The 17,059-nt window shown below is 66.4% G+C and carries 13 protein-coding genes, 1 tRNA gene, 1 rRNA gene and 1 pseudogene; 6 read left to right on the top strand and 10 right to left on the bottom strand.

Annotated elements, in window-relative coordinates; translation table 11 throughout:
- Positions 1-40: 40 nt before the first annotated feature.
- The 6 genes from selB to fdnG all read right to left on the bottom strand — a co-directional run bounded on the left by selB (position 41) and on the right by fdnG (position 9,303).
- Complete coding sequence (gene selB, locus F3J19_RS25730; RefSeq protein ID WP_167048053.1) at positions 41-1,954, bottom strand: selenocysteine-specific translation elongation factor; 1,914 nt, start codon at positions 1,952-1,954, stop codon at positions 41-43.
- Entirely contained in the window at positions 1,951-3,393 is a 1,443-nt protein-coding gene (selA, locus tag F3J19_RS25725) for an L-seryl-tRNA(Sec) selenium transferase (protein WP_345891066.1), read from the bottom strand. The genes selB and selA overlap by 4 nt, the downstream gene beginning before the upstream one ends.
- A gap of 86 nt (positions 3,394-3,479) precedes the next feature.
- Complete coding sequence (fdhE, locus tag F3J19_RS25720; RefSeq protein WP_167048048.1) at positions 3,480-4,481, bottom strand: formate dehydrogenase accessory protein FdhE; 1,002 nt, start codon at positions 4,479-4,481, stop codon at positions 3,480-3,482.
- Between the two features lie 167 nt (positions 4,482-4,648).
- Positions 4,649-5,305, bottom strand: a complete 657-nt coding sequence (locus F3J19_RS25715; protein WP_167048045.1) for a formate dehydrogenase subunit gamma — start codon at positions 5,303-5,305, stop codon at positions 4,649-4,651.
- Positions 5,302-6,225, bottom strand: coding sequence for a formate dehydrogenase subunit beta (gene fdxH / locus F3J19_RS25710; RefSeq protein ID WP_167048042.1), 924 nt, complete (start codon positions 6,223-6,225; stop codon positions 5,302-5,304). The genes F3J19_RS25715 and fdxH overlap by 4 nt, the downstream gene beginning before the upstream one ends.
- A 9-nt stretch (positions 6,226-6,234) precedes the next feature.
- Positions 6,235-9,303 carry a formate dehydrogenase-N subunit alpha gene (gene fdnG / locus F3J19_RS25705; RefSeq protein WP_167048039.1) on the bottom strand — a complete coding sequence of 1,023 codons (3,069 nt, stop codon included), beginning with the start codon at positions 9,301-9,303 and terminating at the stop codon, positions 6,235-6,237.
- Between the two features lie 173 nt (positions 9,304-9,476).
- Between fdnG and selD the strand changes: the two genes are divergently transcribed.
- The 4 genes from selD to F3J19_RS33020 all read left to right on the top strand — a co-directional run bounded on the left by selD (position 9,477) and on the right by F3J19_RS33020 (position 12,968).
- On the top strand, positions 9,477-10,535 hold the full coding sequence (gene selD / locus F3J19_RS25700) for a selenide, water dikinase SelD (protein ID WP_167048036.1): 1,059 nt from the start codon (positions 9,477-9,479) through the stop codon (positions 10,533-10,535).
- Between the two features lie 122 nt (positions 10,536-10,657).
- Complete coding sequence (mnmH, locus tag F3J19_RS25695; RefSeq protein WP_167048033.1) at positions 10,658-11,725, top strand: tRNA 2-selenouridine(34) synthase MnmH; 1,068 nt, start codon at positions 10,658-10,660, stop codon at positions 11,723-11,725.
- A gap of 26 nt (positions 11,726-11,751) precedes the next feature.
- On the top strand, positions 11,752-12,807 hold the full coding sequence (locus tag F3J19_RS25690; protein ID WP_167048030.1) for a permease: 1,056 nt from the start codon (positions 11,752-11,754) through the stop codon (positions 12,805-12,807).
- A gap of 26 nt (positions 12,808-12,833) precedes the next feature.
- Entirely contained in the window at positions 12,834-12,968 is a 135-nt protein-coding gene (locus F3J19_RS33020; RefSeq protein ID WP_275692079.1) for a hypothetical protein, read from the top strand.
- A 24-nt stretch (positions 12,969-12,992) separates the two neighbouring features.
- On the opposite strand, the gene dhaK is transcribed toward F3J19_RS33020, so the two are convergent.
- From dhaK to F3J19_RS25675, 3 genes are all read right to left on the bottom strand, one after another.
- Positions 12,993-14,702: a dihydroxyacetone kinase subunit DhaK gene (dhaK, locus tag F3J19_RS25685; RefSeq protein WP_167048027.1), complete on the bottom strand. Its 1,710-nt coding sequence runs from the start codon at positions 14,700-14,702 to the stop codon at positions 12,993-12,995.
- A gap of 313 nt (positions 14,703-15,015) precedes the next feature.
- Positions 15,016-15,092 (bottom strand) — tRNA-Val (locus tag F3J19_RS25680).
- Positions 15,093-15,488: 396 nt separating this feature from the next.
- Positions 15,489-15,662: a hypothetical protein gene (locus F3J19_RS25675; RefSeq protein ID WP_167048023.1), complete on the bottom strand. Its 174-nt coding sequence runs from the start codon at positions 15,660-15,662 to the stop codon at positions 15,489-15,491.
- A gap of 410 nt (positions 15,663-16,072) precedes the next feature.
- Here F3J19_RS25675 and F3J19_RS25670 point away from each other — a divergent pair, with 410 nt between their 5' ends.
- Both F3J19_RS25670 and F3J19_RS25665 read left to right on the top strand, forming a co-directional pair.
- A complete protein-coding gene (locus F3J19_RS25670; protein ID WP_167048021.1) occupies positions 16,073-16,531 on the top strand; it encodes a hypothetical protein in 459 nt (152 codons plus the stop codon).
- 26 nt (positions 16,532-16,557) lie between these two features.
- Positions 16,558-16,776 (top strand): annotated as a pseudogene (locus F3J19_RS25665) (lipocalin family protein); the annotation flags it as partial.
- A 160-nt stretch (positions 16,777-16,936) separates the two neighbouring features.
- Here the strand turns inward: F3J19_RS25665 and rrf are convergent.
- Positions 16,937-17,050: ribosomal RNA gene (gene rrf, locus F3J19_RS25660) — 5S ribosomal RNA — on the bottom strand.
- Positions 17,051-17,059 lie beyond the last annotated feature (9 nt).

The following is a 17,059-nucleotide window of genomic DNA, read 5'->3' as shown; positions in this document are numbered from 1 at the left end:
CGAGTCGATGATGAAGCATCGATCGACTGCACGCCGCCGCTCAAAGCATATCGAGCCAGCGGCTATCCGTGCGCAGCAGGTGCAACCCACGGTGGAAGCGAGTATACCCAACCCGGTCGAAGAACTCCAAAAGCTGGATCGCGCGTTTTCTGCCGAGTCCGGTGACGTCGCGAAACGGTGCCGCCGCCACCGTGCCCGCGTTTTTCCGCGCTTCAACCGCCGCAATCGCAGCGAGTTCGCGAACCACATCCTGGTGATAGAACAGATCGTGCACGACCTGGAACAGCTCGCCCTGCCGCGCGAGCTTGCGCAGCAACTGACGCATGCGCTCCTCGGTCACGCCGTGTGCCTTCGCGAGATCGCGCACCCACGGCGGATCGAAGCGCCCCGCCTCAATCTCGGGCAGCAGCGCGGTGGCAAGCGCGCGATCGGCGTCGTCGAGCGTCACCGTGTGCCCGGGCAAATGCAGCCACGGCCCGCGTTTGACGATCTCGCCACGCGCCGCCGCGGCGTCCACCAGCGCGCGCCATAGCGCATCGTCGGCGAGCGGCGCCGCGATACGCCTCAACCGCGACACGTCCGGGCCGAGTTCGTCGGGCGAGCGTTCGTGATATTGCGCAAGCGCCCCCGTCAATCGTTCGGCAAGCGCGTCCCATGCCGCGCCCGCAAACAGCAAGGCATCGTGCCCCGGCAATTCGATCGTGCGCGTATCGGCCGGCAACGCGAGCGCGGCGGTGGGCCTGCCCGTCAGACGTTCGAGCAGCGTGCGCGACAGGCCGCGCGGCGCGCACGCAAACAGCGCATCGAGCGAGCCGGTGTCGAGCATCGTTTCGATGGCATCGAGCCACGCGAGCCGTTCCGCCGCGCGCCGCTTGCGCGCGGGCGCGAACGGATCGAGTACATGGCCGCCGCCCACCGTGCGATTAGCCTGCGCATTGCGCACGACGAAGCGATCACCGGGCACCGCGCACAGCGGCCGCTCGAACACCAGTTGCACGCGCGCACACTGTCCCGCGCCAAGCGTGTCGCCATCGAGTAGCGCGACGTGCGCGACCTGATGCTGCGTGCCGAGATGCACGTGCAGCGGCGTCCAATGTTCGAGCGCATGCGGCGCGTCGGCGAGCAGCGTCAGCATCACGTCGATGCGCTCGCTCGCTTGCGACAAACGCGCATCGACGATCCAGTCGCCGCGATCGATCGCGCTCTTCTCGATGCCCGCGAGATTCAACGCGCAGCGCTCGCCGGCGCGGCCGGTTTCGGCGGGACGATTCTGCGCGTGAATGCTGCGCACGCGCACGGGCTCGTTCTTCGGCGCGAGCAGCATCGTCTCGCCGACGCTCACGCTGCCCGCCACCACGGTCCCGGTGACGATCGTGCCCTGCCCCGCCAGCGTGAACACGCGATCGACGGCGAGACGGAACAGCCCGTCGTCGCGCTTCATGCGCCATGCCGCGGCCTGCTCGCGCAGATACGCATTCAGCGCGGCCACGCCCGCGTCGTCCGCGCGCGTCGCGCAGGTGTCGAAGACGGGCGCATCGCGCAGCACGCTGCCGCCGACGAACGCCGCCACCTCCGCATGCGCGTCCTGAAGACGCTGCGCATCGACGCGATCGACCTTCGTCAGCGCAATCGCGCCGCGCTTGATGCCGAGCAGTTCGACGATCGCGAGATGCTCGCGCGTTTGCGGCATCACGCCGTCGTCGGCGGCGATCACGAGCAGCGCGAAGTCGATGCCGCTCGCGCCGGCTGTCATCGTATGCACGAGCTTTTCGTGACCCGGCACGTCGATCAGGCCGAGCACGTCGCCGTTTTCGAGCGGCACGTATGCATAGCCGAGTTCAATGGAAATGCCGCGCGCTTTTTCTTCCTTGAGGCGGTCCGTATCGACGCCCGTCAGCGCCTTCACGAGACTCGTTTTGCCGTGGTCGATATGCCCCGCCGTGCCGACGATCATGCGTGCTGGCCCTTCAGTTGCGCGATCAGTTGCGCCTCGTCGCCCGCTTCGAGGCAGCGCAGATCGAGACGCAACGCGTCGTCCGCGATCCGGCCGATCACCGGCCGCGCCATCTCGCGCAACTGCTTTTCGAGCGCGAGCAGTTGCCGGCCGCCGCGCTTGCCGTCCGCCAGCCTGACGACGAGCCCATAGCTCGGCAGCACGTCGACCGGCAACGCGCCGCTGCCGATCTGGCTGAACATCGGCTCGGCGCTCACCGTGTAGCGCGCGCCGAGCGCCTGCTGCAACGCCGGCTGCACGCGTTGCGCGGCGCCGTGAATCTCGTCGGCGGCCCGCGTAAGCAGGCGCAGCGTGGTGAGCCGCTCGGTCAGCTTCTCCGGCGCGCGATACAGCTGCAACACCGGTTCCAGCGCCGCGAGCGTGAGCTTGCCGACGCGCAGCGCGCGCTTTAGCGGATGCTTCTTGATCTTCGCGATCAGATCGCGCCGCCCGACGATCAACCCGGCTTGCGGGCCGCCGAGCAGTTTGTCGCCGCTGAACGTGACGACGTCGGCGCCGGCCTCGACGGTCTCGCGCACGGTCGGCTCGCGCGGCAAGCCCCATTCGCTGAGATCGACGAGCGTGCCGCTGCCGAGATCGACGGCGACCGCGAGACCGCGCGCATGCGCGAGCGGCGCGATTTCCGCGAGGCTGGCTTCCTTCGTGAAGCCGCTGATCGCGTAATTGCTCGCGTGGACTTTCATCAGCAGCGCGGTGCGTGCGTTGATCGCTTCGTCGTAGTCCTTCAGATGCGTGCGGTTCGTCGTGCCGACTTCGCGCAGCTTCGCGCCCGCGCGGCTCATGATGTCGGGAATGCGAAACGCACCGCCGATTTCGACGAGTTCGCCGCGCGACACCACGACTTCCTTCTTCGCCGCCAGCGCGGACAGCGTGAGCAGCACCGCGGCCGCGTTGTTGTTGACCACGGTCGCGGCTTCGGCGCCGGTCAGCTCGCAGATCAGTTCGTCGATCAGATCGTCGCGGTCGCCGCGCTTGCCGGTGGCGAGATCGAATTCGAGATTCGCCGGCTGCGTGAGCGCGCTCATCACGGCGCGCACCGCTTCGTCGGGCAACAGCGCGCGGCCGAGGTTCGTGTGCAGCACCGTGCCGGTGAGATTGAACACGCTGCGCAGACGCGGCGCGTTGCGCGCGCGCAGCGCCGCTTCGACCGTGCCCTGCAATTGCCCGGTATCGAGCGCGCCGACCGGCGGATTATCGGCCGCGTGGCCCGATTGCGCGTGCAGCCGCCAGGCATCGAGCGCGGCGCGCAGCGCGTTGAGCACCTGGGTGCGTCCGTATTCGCTCACGAGCGCCGCGAATGGCTCCGACGCCATGACCTTTTCCACCGACGGCACGCGCGCCATCAGCGCGCGCAATTCCGAGCCGCTCACATCGCTCACGGGCAATCCTTGTGTCGTTTTGAACTTGCGCCAGGCTGCTGACTGGTTGCGGCCTGGCGGCTGCCTCGCTGTTGCCTCGCCGTTACCTATTCCGCCGATGCGCCGCTGTCCGGCTCGACCGCGCCGGCGCTCTGCTCCGGCCACAGCCACGGATGCGGCGACGCGCGCCGATAGCCTTCCGCGCCCATCAGCAGATCGAGCGTGAGGCTTGCGAGATCGTCCGCGAACGGATCGAAGTCGAAGTCTTTCGCCAGAAAGCCGATCTTGCGGTAAGTATGGCATTCGTCGCACGACTCCGCCTTCAGCGCGGCATGTTTCGATTCGGCCTCGCGTGCAGCCGCGTCGGCATCGGGCGAGCCGACCACATGATAGGCGATGCCCCTGGTCGAATCGCAATTCGAGCATTTGGCGCGCACCATATGCCACTCGGTCGCGCACAGCCCGCATTGCAGATAGCGGTAGTTGTCGTAGGCGCCGCCCACGCGCACCGTGCTCGCGACCGGATGCGAGCCGCACACGGGACACAGCCCCGGCGTCTCGACGTAGGGCACCGCGCGTTTGTCGATGTCGGCGGCGAGGTCGGTCCACACGACCTGCAGCGCGGCCATGATGAACGGCGCGCTCGCCGGATCGACGTCCTCGAAGCGCTGCGCGAAGATCGCGTCGGCCTGGGTGTCGAGCACGGCGGCATCGAGCGTGCGCAGCCGCGCGATCAGCGCGGCGAGCGGCGGCGTGAGCGGACCGGCCGCTTCGACCTTGTCGAGCAACTGGCGCAGCACGTCCTGCCACGCGGGATCGCGCACGCCGGAAAACGCCGGGATCAGCGGCATCGAATGCTGCTGCGCGCTCGCGATCAGCTCGGCGCTCGGCGGCTGCGCCTTGAAGGTCGCGATCACGGCCTGCTGCGCGTCGGCGAGCACGGCCATCAGGCGCAGATAGCCGGCGATCGGATTGTTGAGTGCCGCGAGTTGCCGCAGACGCGCGGCGCGCGGCGCGAACACGGCGAGCCGCTCGGGCATGCGGATGCGGGGGATCGCCGTGTGATCGAGCGATTCGATGTCGCCGGCTTCGAGAATGCGTTGAACCAAGGTGTCGACCTCTGAAAACTGAAGGGCCGCCGCCCGTCATCGACGGGGAGCGGCGGCCCGGTGCGCTGCGAACGGCGCGGCGAAACGCGCCTCGATGACGGATTATCCGCGTTTATCCGTTGCTTATTCGCGGCTCGTCGGCCACGCGTTGGCTACTCACTTGCCACTCACTTGCCGATCGTTTCCCGGAACCAGTTCGGATGATGCTTGCGCGCCCAGCCATACGTGACGGTGCCGCGCGTCATCGCGCCGATCGAGCCCTTGACCCACAGCGCCGCATAGACATGCACGATGATGCCGACGATCAGCACGAACGCCGCCGCCGCATGCACGAGCGCCGCGAGCCGGATCACCCCGATCGGGAAATAGAGCGAGAAGTAGCGCCGCCAGATCACGATGCCACTCGCGAGCAGCAGCACGAGGCAGACCACCATCACGAAGAACAGCAGCTTCTGGCCAGCGTTGTAGCGTCCGATCGCGGGGAGCTTTTCCTCGCGATTGTTCAGCACGTCGTCAATCTGCCGCATCCACTGGATGTCCGCCCGGTCGAGATAGTTGTGATGCCAGAAACGCAGCGCCAGTATCAGGAACGAGAGGAACATCACGCAGCCGATGAACGGATGCAGAATTCGCGTCCATTGCCCGCCGCCGAGCACGAAATACAGAAACGACATCGCCGGATGAAACATCGCGAGGCCGGACAGCGCAAGCAGCACGAACGCGATCGCGATGATCCAGTGATTGGTGCGCTCGTTCGGCGTGTAGCGCACGATCAGGCGGTTGCCCTTCGCGTCCGTCAGCACGGTATGCTCGAAGTGTTTCATTGCGCGTCCTCCTGCGAACGGCGTGCTTCATCGGCTTCCTGACTGGCCTCGGCTTCGTCGGCCTCGCTCACCTCGTTCGGCCCGACGCGCGTGTAGTGGAAGAAGCCGGCCACCGCCGCGAGCGCCATGCCGGCCAGCGCGAGCGGCTTCGCGATACCCTTCCACAGCTTGACCATCGGACTGATGCGCGGATTGTCCGGCAAGCCGTGATACAGCGAAGGCCGGTCGGCATGATGCAGCACGTACATCACGTGCGTGCCGCCGACGCCCGCCGGATCGTACAGGCCCGCGTTCTGGAAACCGCGGTCTTTCAGGTCCTCGATGCGATCCTCGGCCTGCTGCTTCATGTCTTCCTTGGTGCCGAACATGATCGCGCCGGTCGGGCAGGTCTTCACGCACGCGGGCTCCTGGCCGACCGCCACGCGGTCCGAGCACAGCGTGCACTTGTACGCGCGGTGATCCTTCTTCGACAGACGCGGCACGTTGAACGGACAGCCGGTGATGCAGTAGCCGCAGCCGATGCAGTTTTCCTCGTGGAAATCGACAATGCCGTTCGTGTACTGCACGATCGCGCCCGGCGACGGACAGGCCTTCAGGCAGCCTGGGTCCTCGCAGTGCATGCAGCCGTCCTTGCGGATCAGCCATTCGAGATCGCCGGCGTCGTTCTCGTGTTCCGAAAAGCGCATGACGGTCCACGAATGCTCGCTCAGGTCGGCCGGATTGTCGTAGACGCCCACGTTGTGGCCGATCTCGTCGCGCAGGTCGTTCCACTCCATGCAGGCCGTCTGACACGCCTTGCAGCCGATGCACTTCGACACGTCGATGAGCTTGGCGACCGAGCCCGTGACCGGCTCGCGCACCTGCGGCGCGGGCACGGTCGTGGCCGAGATACGTCTGATGTCTAGTGATTGCAGTGCCATCTCTTTTCCTTATGCCTTTTCGACCTTGACGAGGAACGACTTGAATTCCGGTGTCTGCGAATTCCCGTCGCCCACGGAAGGCGTCAGCGTATTGACGAGATAGCCCGGCCTCGTGAGCCCCTTGAAGCCCCAATGCAGCGGCAGGCCGACTGTCTGAACCTTTTTCCCCTCGATCATCAGCGGTTTGATGCGCTTCGTGACGAGCGCCACGGCAATCACATGCCCGCGGTTCGAACTCACCTTGATGCGGTCGCCGGCCACCACGCCGACTTCCTTCGCGAGGTCTTCGCCGATCTCCACGAACTGCTCCGGCTGGATGATCGAGTTCAGGCGCGCGTGCTTGGTCCAGTAATGGAAATGCTCGGTGAGCCGGTAGGTCGTCGCCGTATGCGGGAAGTTCTCGTGCGTGCCGAACGCGGCCTGGTCGTCCGGGAACACTCGGGCCGCCGGATTGCTGACGACCGCCTTGTTGTCCGGATGCAGCGGGTTGTAGCCGAGCGGCGTTTCGAACGGCTCGTAGTGCTCGGGGAACGGCCCCTCGACGAGACCGTCGCGCGCGAAGAACCGCGCGACGCCTTCCGGATTCATGATGAACGGATTCATGCCGTTTTCAGGCGGCTCGTCGATCTTGAAGTCCGGCACGTCGGCACCCGACCAGCTGCTGCCGTTCCACGCGATCAGCTTGCGAGTCGGATCGAACGGCTTGCCGTTCACATCGCACGACGCGCGGTTGTACAGCACGCGCCGGTTCGCGGGCCATGCCCACGCCCAGTTCAGCGTATTGCCGATGCCGGTCGGGTCCGAGTTGTCGCGGCGGCCCATCTGGTTGCCCGCCTGGGTCCACGAGCCGCAGAAGATCCAGCAGCCGCTCGCGGTGCTGCCGTCGTCGCGCAGCAAGGCGAAGCCCGCGAGCTGTTCGCCCTTCTTCGCGAGCACCTTGGTCTTATCCGTCGGATCGGTGACGTCGGCGAGCGCCTTGCCATTGAACTCCATCGCGAGTTCTTCGGGCGTCGGGCTTTCCGGGTTCGAATACGGCCAGCTCATGTTGAGGATCGGATCGGGATACTTGCCGCCGTCCTTGCGATACGCCTCGCGGATGCGCAGCCACAGCCCCGACATGATCTCGAGATCGCTCTTCGCCTCGCCGGGGCCGTCCGCGCCCTGCCAGTGCCATTGCAGCACGCGACTCGAACTGACGAGCGAGCCGCGCTCTTCGGCGAAGCAGGTGGTCGGCAGACGGAACACCTCGGTCTGGATCGACGCCGCATCGACGTCGTTGAACGCGCCGTGGTTCTTCCAGAACTCGGAGGTTTCGGTCGCGAGCGGGTCCATGATGACGAGCCACTTGAGCCTGGCCAGGCTCGCGCCGATCTTCGCCTTGTTCGGCGCCGCCGCGAGCGGGTTGAAGCCCTGCGCGATATAGCCAGTCATCTTGCCCTGGTTCATCAGCTCGAAGACCTGCAGCATGTCGTAGGACTTGTCGAGCTTCGGCAGATAGTCGTAGCCGAAGTTGTTGTCGGCGCTCGCCTTGTCGCCCCACCACGACTTCATGAAACTGACGTGGAACGCGCGATAGTTGCGCCAGTAGCTCAACTGGTTCGGCCGCAGCGGCTGCGTGGCGCGCTTCGCGATATAGGCGTCGAAGTCCTGCTCCGCTTCCATCGGCAGCGTCATGTAGCCCGGCAGCAGGTTCGACATCAGGCCGAGGTCCGTCAGGCCCTGGATGTTCGAGTGGCCGCGCAGCGCGTTCATGCCGCCGCCCGCGATGCCGATGTTGCCAAGCAGCAATTGCACCATCGCGCCGGTGCGGATGATCTGCGAGCCGACCGAGTGATGCGTCCAGCCGAGCGCGTACATGATCGTGCCGGCGCGTCCGGGCACCGCCGTCGAGGCGAGCATTTCGCACACGTGCAGGAATTTTTCCTTCGGCGTGCCGCAGATTTTCTCGACCTGCTCGGGCGTGTAGCGCGAGTAGTGCTGCTTCATCAGCTGATAGACGCAGCGCGGGTCCTGCAGCGTCGGATCGACCTTGACGAAGCCGTCGGCGCCGCGCTCGTAGTCCCACGAGGTCTTGTCGTAGCTGCGCTTGTCGGCATCGTAGCCGGAATAGAGACCGTCGTTGAAGGCGAAATCTTCACGGACGATGAACGACATGTCCGTGTAGTTCTTCACGTACTCGTGCTGAATCTTGTCGTTCGTCAGCAGGTAATTGATCACCCCGCCGAGGAACGTAATGTCCGAGCCGGTACGGATCGGCGCGTAGTAGTCCGCGACCGAAGCCGTGCGCGTAAAGCGCGGGTCGACCACGATCAGACGCGCCTTGCGGTGCGCCTTGGCTTCGGTGACCCATTTGAAACCGCACGGGTGCGCCTCGGCCGCATTGCCGCCCATCACGAGAATCACATCCGCGTTTCTGATGTCGACCCAATGGTTCGTCATCGCTCCACGGCCAAACGTCGGGGCAAGACCTGCCACCGTCGGGCCATGTCAGACACGCGCCTGATTGTCGAATGCGAGCATGCCAAGGCTGCGGACAGCCTTGTGCGTCAGATAACCGACTTCGTTGCTGCCGGCCGATGCCGCCAGCATGCCGGTGGTCAGCCAGCGGTTGACCTTCTTGCCGTCCGCGGTCGTCTCGACGAAGTTCGCGTCGCGGTCTTCCTTCATGAGCTTCGCGATGCGGTCGAGCGCGTCCTGCCACGACATGCGTTTCCACTCGTTCGAGCCGGGCGCGCGGTACTCGGGGTAATGCAGGCGGCTTTCGCTATGGATGAAATCGATCAGGCTCGCCCCCTTCGGGCACAGCGTGCCGCGATTGACCGGATGGTCGGGGTCGCCCTCGATGTGGATGATGCTCGACTTCGCGTTCTTCGCGCCGTCGCCGAGTCCGTACATGAGGATGCCGCAGCCCACCGAGCAGTACGGGCAGGTGTTGCGGGTTTCGGTTGTGCGCGACAATTTGTACTGACGGACTTCGGCCAGCGCGGGGGTCGGCGAGAAGCCCATCAGGGCGAGGCTCGATCCGGCAAGCGTGGTGGCGGAGACCTTCAGGAATTGTCGCCGGGTCATCTGGGTCATTGAATGGCCTCGGCTCTTTTGGGGACAAATTTGATTATAGATGCCGGTTTCGCGACCTGCAGCGAGATCGTCAGCCACGCTCCGCGCGGGCAGAACCGGCGCCCCGCGGCGCTGCACGGTGCCGGCACAGGCTTCATAATGCGGTGATTCGAAGCCCCGGACCCCGCGCCCTCATGACCCAAGCCCAAGCAAACCAGCCGCCCCGTCTCACGAGCCTGTCGCATGGCGGCGGCTGCGGCTGCAAGATCGCTCCCGGCCTGCTCGCCGACCTGCTCAGACGCAGCGCCCCGCTGCCGTTCTTCCCCGACCTGCTGGTCGGCAACGACACCGCCGACGACGCCGCCGTCTACCGGCTCAACGACGAGCAGGCGATCGTCGCGACCACCGACTTCTTCATGCCGATCGTCGACGATCCGTACGACTTCGGCCGCATCGCCGCGACCAACGCGCTATCCGACGTCTACGCGATGGGCGGCAAGCCGATCATGGCGCTGGCGATCGTCGGCATGCCGATCAACGTGCTGCCGCACGACGTGATCGCGGCCGTGCTGAAAGGCGGCGAATCGGTCTGCGCCGATGCCGGCATCCCGCTCGCGGGCGGCCATTCGATCGATTCGGTCGAGCCGATCTACGGCCTCGTCGCGCTCGGCGTCGTCGATCCGAAGCGCGTCAAGCGCAATGCGGGCGGCCGGGCCGGCGACGTGCTGATCCTCGGCAAGCCGCTCGGCGTCGGCATTCTGTCGGCCGCGCTCAAGAAAGACCGGCTCGACGCGGCCGGCTACGCGGCGATGCTCGGCGCGACCACCCAGCTGAACCGCCCGGGCGCGGAGCTGGCCCGTCTCGACGGCGTGCATGCGCTGACCGACGTCACCGGCTTCGGCCTGCTCGGCCATACGCTGGAACTGGCGCGCGGCTCGCAGCTGACCGCGCGCGTGCGCTATGCGGACCTGCCGTGGCTGCCGCACGTCGCGAGTCTCGCGGAAGCCGGCATCTTTACCGGTGCGTCGGGCCGCAACTGGGACGCGTACGGTCAAGACGTCATGCTGCCCGCGACGCTGCCGCCAGCCGCCCGCGCGCTGCTGACCGATCCGCAGACGTCGGGCGGGCTGCTGGTGTCGTGCGCGCCCGAGGCGGTCGACGAAGTGCTCGCGCTGTTCCACGCCGACGGGTTCGGCGAGGCGCGCGTGATCGGCGAGATGGTGAGCGGAGCCGCGCGCGTCGAGGTGGTCTGACACGGTTCTGACGCGGTCTGGAGCGGGTCTGAAACGGCCAGAAGCGGATGAGCGGCCCGGCCCGCCCGGGCCGTCCATGCGATAATTTCGCTCTTCCCGCCGTCCGCTTCGTCCCTATTCCCTTGAAAAATCTTCTCGTCACGCTCGACAAAGCCGGCGATTTCGATGAAATCGTCGACGTACGCACCCCGCTCGAGTTCGCGGAAGACCATATTCCGGGCGCCATCAGCGCGCCGGTGCTGAGCAACGAGGAACGCGTGCTGGTCGGCACGACCTACAAGCAGGTCTCGCCCTTCGAGGGCACGCGGCTCGGCGCGGCGCTCGTCGCGCGCAACATCGCGCATCACCTGGAAACGACCTTCGCGGACCGCCCGCGCAGCTGGCGGCCGCTCATCTACTGCTGGCGCGGCGGCAAGCGCTCGGGCTCGGTCACGACGCTGTTCAACATGATCGGCTGGCCGGCGCGGCAACTCGACGGCGGCTACAAGAGCTACCGGCGCGCGACGCTCGATACGCTCGACACGCTGCCGCAAACCTTCGGCTACATCGCGCTGGTCGGCCCGACCGGCAGCGGCAAGACGCGTCTGCTGTCGGCGCTCGCGCAGGCGGGCGCGCAGACGCTCGACCTCGAAGCGCTCGCCTCGCATCGCGGCTCGCTGCTCGGCGCGTGGGCCGGCGTGCCGCAGCCGTCGCAAAAGCGCTTCGACACGCTGCTCGTCACCGCGCTGCGCGGTTTCGACCCGGGCCGGCCGGTGTTCGTCGAGGCGGAAAGCCGCCGCATCGGCTCGATCACGCTGCCGCTCGCGCTGCTCGACACGTTCCATCGCGGCGCGTGCGTCGAGGTGCGTTCGAGCCGCGAGGACCGCGCGGCCTTCCTGCTGCACGACTACGCGCACCTGTTCGACCATCCCGAGTACCTGAAGGCGCAGTTGCAACGGCTGATCGGCCTGCATAGCCGCGAGCGCGTGACGGGCTGGCTGCTGCTCGTCGACGAAAACCGCCGCGCCGAACTCGCGGGCGAACTGATCGAACGGCATTACGACCCCGCCTATGCGCGCAGCAGCGGTCAGCACTTCGAGCAGTTGCCGAACGCGCTGCCACTCGATTTCCGCCCGAACGACGCCGACGTCGTCGAGCAGGCAAAAACGCTGCTCGCGCAGCTCGAAAGCCGAACGCTCGTCGCCGGCTAATCCAAACGAACGACCTCTGGACCCACATGCAATCTACCCTTCGGCAACCTCGCGTCGCGCTCGGCTGGATCGTCTTTTTGCTGATCGCCGTCATCGGCCTCTTCTATGTGAAGTGGTTCCCGTACTACAACCGCGCGTTCGTCGCCGCGAGCCAGCACTCGATCGGCAAGTCGATCCTGATGGGCTCGTCCGCGAACGCGCCGGCCGCGTCGTGGCAAGCCGCGATCGACTACGCGCTCGCCTACGGCAAGGCGATCTGGCAGGCCATGGTGCTCGGCCTCTTGCTCGGCTCCGCGGTGCAGGCGCTGATTCCGCCGCAGTGGGTCGCGCGCGCGCTCGGCCGCACCGATTTCGGCAGCGTCGTGAAGGGCGGCCTGATGTCGCTGCCGGGCATGATGTGCACGTGCTGCGCGGCGCCGGTGGTCGCCGGTTTGCGGGCGCGCGAGGCGGCGCCGGGCGCGGCGATCGCGTTCTGGCTCGGCAACACCGCGCTCAATCCGGCCACGCTGATTTTCATGGGCTTCGTGCTCGGCTGGCAGTGGATGGGCCTGCGCCTCGCGCTCGGCCTCGTGATGGTGTTCGGCCTCGGCTATCTGGTGAACCGCATGGTCACGCCGCAGGAAGCGCAAGCGTCGCAGGCGGCCGTGGCCGAGCTGATCAACCGCGATGATCCGGGCACCGCGTTCACGCGCTGGATCAAGATTCTCGGCCGGATGACGCTGCGCCTCGTGCCCGAGTACATCGTGCTCGTGCTGGTGCTCGGCGCGGCGCGCGCGTGGCTGTTTCCGCACATCGGCCCGGACATCGACAACAGCCTCCTGTGGATCATCGCGCTCTCGATTGCCGGCACGCTGTTCGTGATCCCGACCGCCGGCGAAGTGCCGATCATTCAGGCAATGCTGTCGTTCGGCATGGCGGCAGGCCCCGCCGGCGCGCTGCTGATGACGCTGCCGCTCGTCAGCGTGCCGTCGCTCGCAATGCTGTCGCGCTCGTTTCCGAAGCGCGTGCTGACCGTGGTCGCGGTGGCGGTCGCGCTGTGCGGTGTCGTGAGTGGCTTGCTGGCCGTGGCGTTGGGGTTCTGAAGCGACGTTGCCTGCTCTACCGAACGATGAAACGTATCGCCGCATTCGCCGTGACCTGCTGGTCGGCTGCCGGGCTGCTGTATAGCGGGCAGCACTCGGTGGTGCTGATCGCGTTGAGCGGCGTCGTGGTGCTGGCGGGATTCGATCTGCTGCGGCCGTAAGGGGGTTTGCGGTCTGCGCCCACCCTACGCTCGACCGGCCAGCGCCTCGCGAATCGCGGCGAGCCACAGCGCCACTGCATGCGCGCCCGGGTCCGCGTAACCGAGCGCGCGCTCGCCGACATAGCTCGAACGCCCGCGGCGCGGATGCATCGATGCGGTGCGCGAAGTACCGTCGGCCGCTGCGGCGACAGCCGCGTTCAAGGCAGCATCCGTCGTCGCCGCTTGCGCGAGCGCACTGTGCAACGCATCGGCGGCGGGCTTGAGCGCATCGACCATCGTGCGGTCGCCGGGCTTCGCGCCACCCAGTTCCATCAATCCATCGACACCCGCGCTGAAGGCCGCCGCCCACTGCTGCGCCGTAGGCGCGCCCGACGATTCGAGCGCGGCCGCCGCACGCAGCAGCATCACCGCGTACAGCGGCCCCGACGTGCCGCCGACCACGCGCCGCAACGTCGCGGACATGCCGCGCAACACGGCCCCCGGGGACGACTCCGCCGCATACGAATCGAGTTCGTGCTGCACGGCGCGGGCGCCGCGCGCGAGGCTGATGCCGAGATCGCCATCGCCGACGCGCTGATCCATCTCGGTCAGCGTCGGCTCCGCTTCGAGCAGACACGCGCAAACGGCTTCGATCACCCGACGCAGCGTGGCCTCGCGCGCGAGCGTCGCGCTGCTCGCCTGTTGCGGCGCGGCGGGCGCGAATCGTACGGACACCTGCGCGACGCGGCCGCTCAACGCGGGCCATGCGCTCGTGTGCGCGGCCGCATCGAGCCACGCAAGCCGCTCGTCGTCCACGCGCAGCAGCGTCAGCGAGACGCCGGCCATTTCCAGTGCGCTCAGGAACGTGCCGGCCCATGCGCGCTCGACCTTGATGCCTCGCCTGTCCAGCTCGCGCAACGCGACGCCGGCCACCACGTTCAATTCGCTCGACGGCGTGCCGCCGAGGTTGTTCACGAGCAGCGTCACGCGCTCGCCTGCCTGCAATACAAGATCGTCGACGATCTTCGCAAGCAGCTTGCCGACGATCGCCTCGGCCGGCTCGAGCATGCCGCGCGCGACGCCCGGTTCGCCGTGAATGCCGAGGCCCCATTCGATTTCGCCGTCGGCCAGCTCGAAGCCCGGCTTGCCCGCTGCCGGCACTGTGCATGGCGTCAGCGCGACGCCCATCGTGCCGAGCGACGCAGCCGTCTCGCGTGCGATCCGCGCGACCTCGGCGAGCGGCATGCCGCGCGCGGCCGCCGCGCCGGCGATCTTGTGAACCAGCACCGTGCCCGCGAGTCCGCGACGGCCGGCGTGATCGCCACGCGCGGTCAGCGCGACGTCGTCGGCGACGATCACCATGTCGACGGGGATGCCCTCGGCGCGCGCAATCTCGGCGGCGAGGCCGAAGTTGAAGCGGTCGCCCGTGTAGTTCTTCACGATCAGCAACACGCCCGCGGGGCCGGCCACCGCGCGTATCGCGTCGAGCACGGCATCTGTCGACGGCGACGTGAACACCTCGCCGGCCACCGCCGCGCTCAGCATGCCGTGGCCCACATAGCCGCCGTGCGCGGGCTCGTGACCCGAGCCGCCACCCGAGATCAACGCGACTTCGCCGCGCGCGGCCACGGCTTCGGCATCGGCGCGCACGACGATCGTGCCGCCCTGCAGGAGCGAAAGATGAGGATTGAGCGCCACGAGTCCGTCGAGCATGTCGGGGACCACGGTGGACACGTCGTTGATGAGCTTCTTCATTGCGTCAGCTCCCTGTGAAGCTGCCGGCATCGCATGCAGGCGGACGGCAGTTGAGTCGGTGACGAAAGCACGAAGCCTAACTGTACCGCGCATTGGCGCAAGACGACGCGATACGGTGAAGCGCTGGTGCGGGTGCACCGAAGTACTCGCTATGCGTTACTTGTGCTGGCGCCGAGTCGCATGCAAGCAAAGAAAACGGGGGGATGTACTGCGGATTCGAGAAACTACCGAAAGATTACGAGGCCTGCTGCTGCCTGAATTGACAGGAGCGTAGACGAAAGCGGAACCGCTTTCGTCTACGTCACAGATGCGTTGGTAGGCTCGATTGGATTCGAACCAACGACCCCCACCATGTCAAGGTGGTGCTCTAACCAACTGAGCTACGAGCCTTTAGAGAGAGGCGCGAATTATAGAGACTCCTTGCGCACCGCACAAGCCCTCCGCGCAATTTATCGCGCGGTACGTTGCGTCGTGTGTGTGGTGCTGTTCGTGGTGAGCCGCCTGAACGACAGGCGTGACGCATTGGTACGTTCGCGCGGTCTGCGTATCGAGCGGATAAACCGGCCGTGGCATAGGCTCCAACTGGATGAAAGGCCGTAGTCCGAACGCGTGAGGCGGCGGCGATCGTATTCGACGAGTGCTGCGGCAATCGGCACGAGAACCGGGCTGCAATACCTGTGTGATCTGAGCGGCAGGAAACGCGCGCGACGCGGATCGATATCGACCGCTTTCAGACATGCAGCGATCACCTGGCTCATTCATGTGTGTGCCCGGTAACGACAAGCTTCACGGTGCCGGTGTCGCGTATCGCTCGGCAGGCGCGATGAACGCGCGTGGCCCGGTGCAGGTTGGAGCGCTGATCGCGTGTTCGCCGTCGGTCAGCGCGCGCACGATGCCCGTCACTGCGAGCGGTGGGCGCAGCCTCCGCGCGTCGCCCGTGAGCTTGTTGCCGATGGTCACGGTGCCATGCTGTCAACGCCCGCCGCTATCAGCGCAACGACGGCCTGCGGATCGCACAACGGCCCACTGGCGATGCCTTCGAGGTTCTCGCAACCTTTCTTCGAGCAAAACTATCGTGTCGTACGTGCCGTCCGACATGCCGTTGTCGCCGTAGTCGAGCAGCAGGTCGGGGTTATCGACGCTACGCGCGAGCGCTATGGGCTGCGGGCTGCGGGCTGCGGGCTGCGGGCTGTGGGCTGCGGGCTGCGGGCTGTGGGCTGTGGGCTGTGGGCTGTGGGCTGTGGGCTGTGGGCTGTGGGCTGTGGGCTGTGGGCTGTGCAAACGATTCTGCCAAGTATGCGTGGTGAGGGCTCAATCTTTTTCGGAGCGCGCCGTTATTGCATGTGCTCAGGCAAACTGATTAGACCTTCATGGCACAATGCATTCCCTTGTCCCGCCACACAGGCGCCGCCCGCGCGCGGCATGCCAAAGTCATGCTGTTGCCCATGCCTCGTCAGATCGCCGACGATCTCGCGTTGCGGGTACATCTGTCGCTCGACGCGTTGCGGCGCGGTGCCGGCAGCAAAACCGACGCGCAGACGCTCACGCAGATCATGCTGCTAACCGGTTATCTGGCAGAAGCCGGCTTCGGTTCGATGAACCACGAAGAGTTCTGCGCCGCGGATCGCACGGCGGCAGCGGTATTCGACACCGGCAGAGAAAACGATACATGGCAGCTCGACGACACGGGATTCTCGCTTTTTTCGTCGATCGCGACGAATTACGATCGACAACTGCACCGAGCACCGCTTTGGGCCATCGCGGAAGCAAGCGAACGACTCGATCGTTTTATTGCTGGCCGATCTGAGCCAACGCGCAAGCAAGCTTAGCCGGCTTTGCGTGAGGTACTCTGAATACAAGCGCTTCGTACCCGGTCTCGATGAAGGTCAGGACAGGTCCGTTGACGTGGCAGTTCGATCCGCTGATGGACGATCAGGAACTCGACTCACGGCAATCGACCGGCGCGGTGTACTGGGAAGGTGCGGAGAGGGTGAGCCGTGAGGGCGTGGAGATGGGCCGCGCGTATCTCGAACTGACCGGTTACGCGGACGCACAGCGGGCTGGGCAGCACTGAAGACTGCGCGACGGGGGATTGTGGAGAACGCGGGCGGCATGACGCCCGGGTCCGTTCGAACGCTGCGGCTTCGGGATCCGGCGGCGTATCCCTGACGCCGTAAACGGCCGGACCCCGGCACTCAGAGTGAGAAGCCGGGGTCCGTGTTACAGCATGAGGAGCCTGACGATTACCTACTTTCACACGGGCAATCCGCACTATCATCGGCGTGGAGTCGTTTCACGGTCCTGTTCGGGATGGGAAGGGGTGGGACCGACTCGCTATGGTCATCAGGCATGACGGG

This window comes from Burkholderia sp. Ax-1724, from assembly GCF_011752995.1.
Lineage (GTDB): Bacteria > Pseudomonadota > Gammaproteobacteria > Burkholderiales > Burkholderiaceae > Paraburkholderia.
The sequence above is the reverse complement of the archived record's forward strand: the minus strand, read 5'-3'. Positions and strand labels throughout refer to the sequence as shown.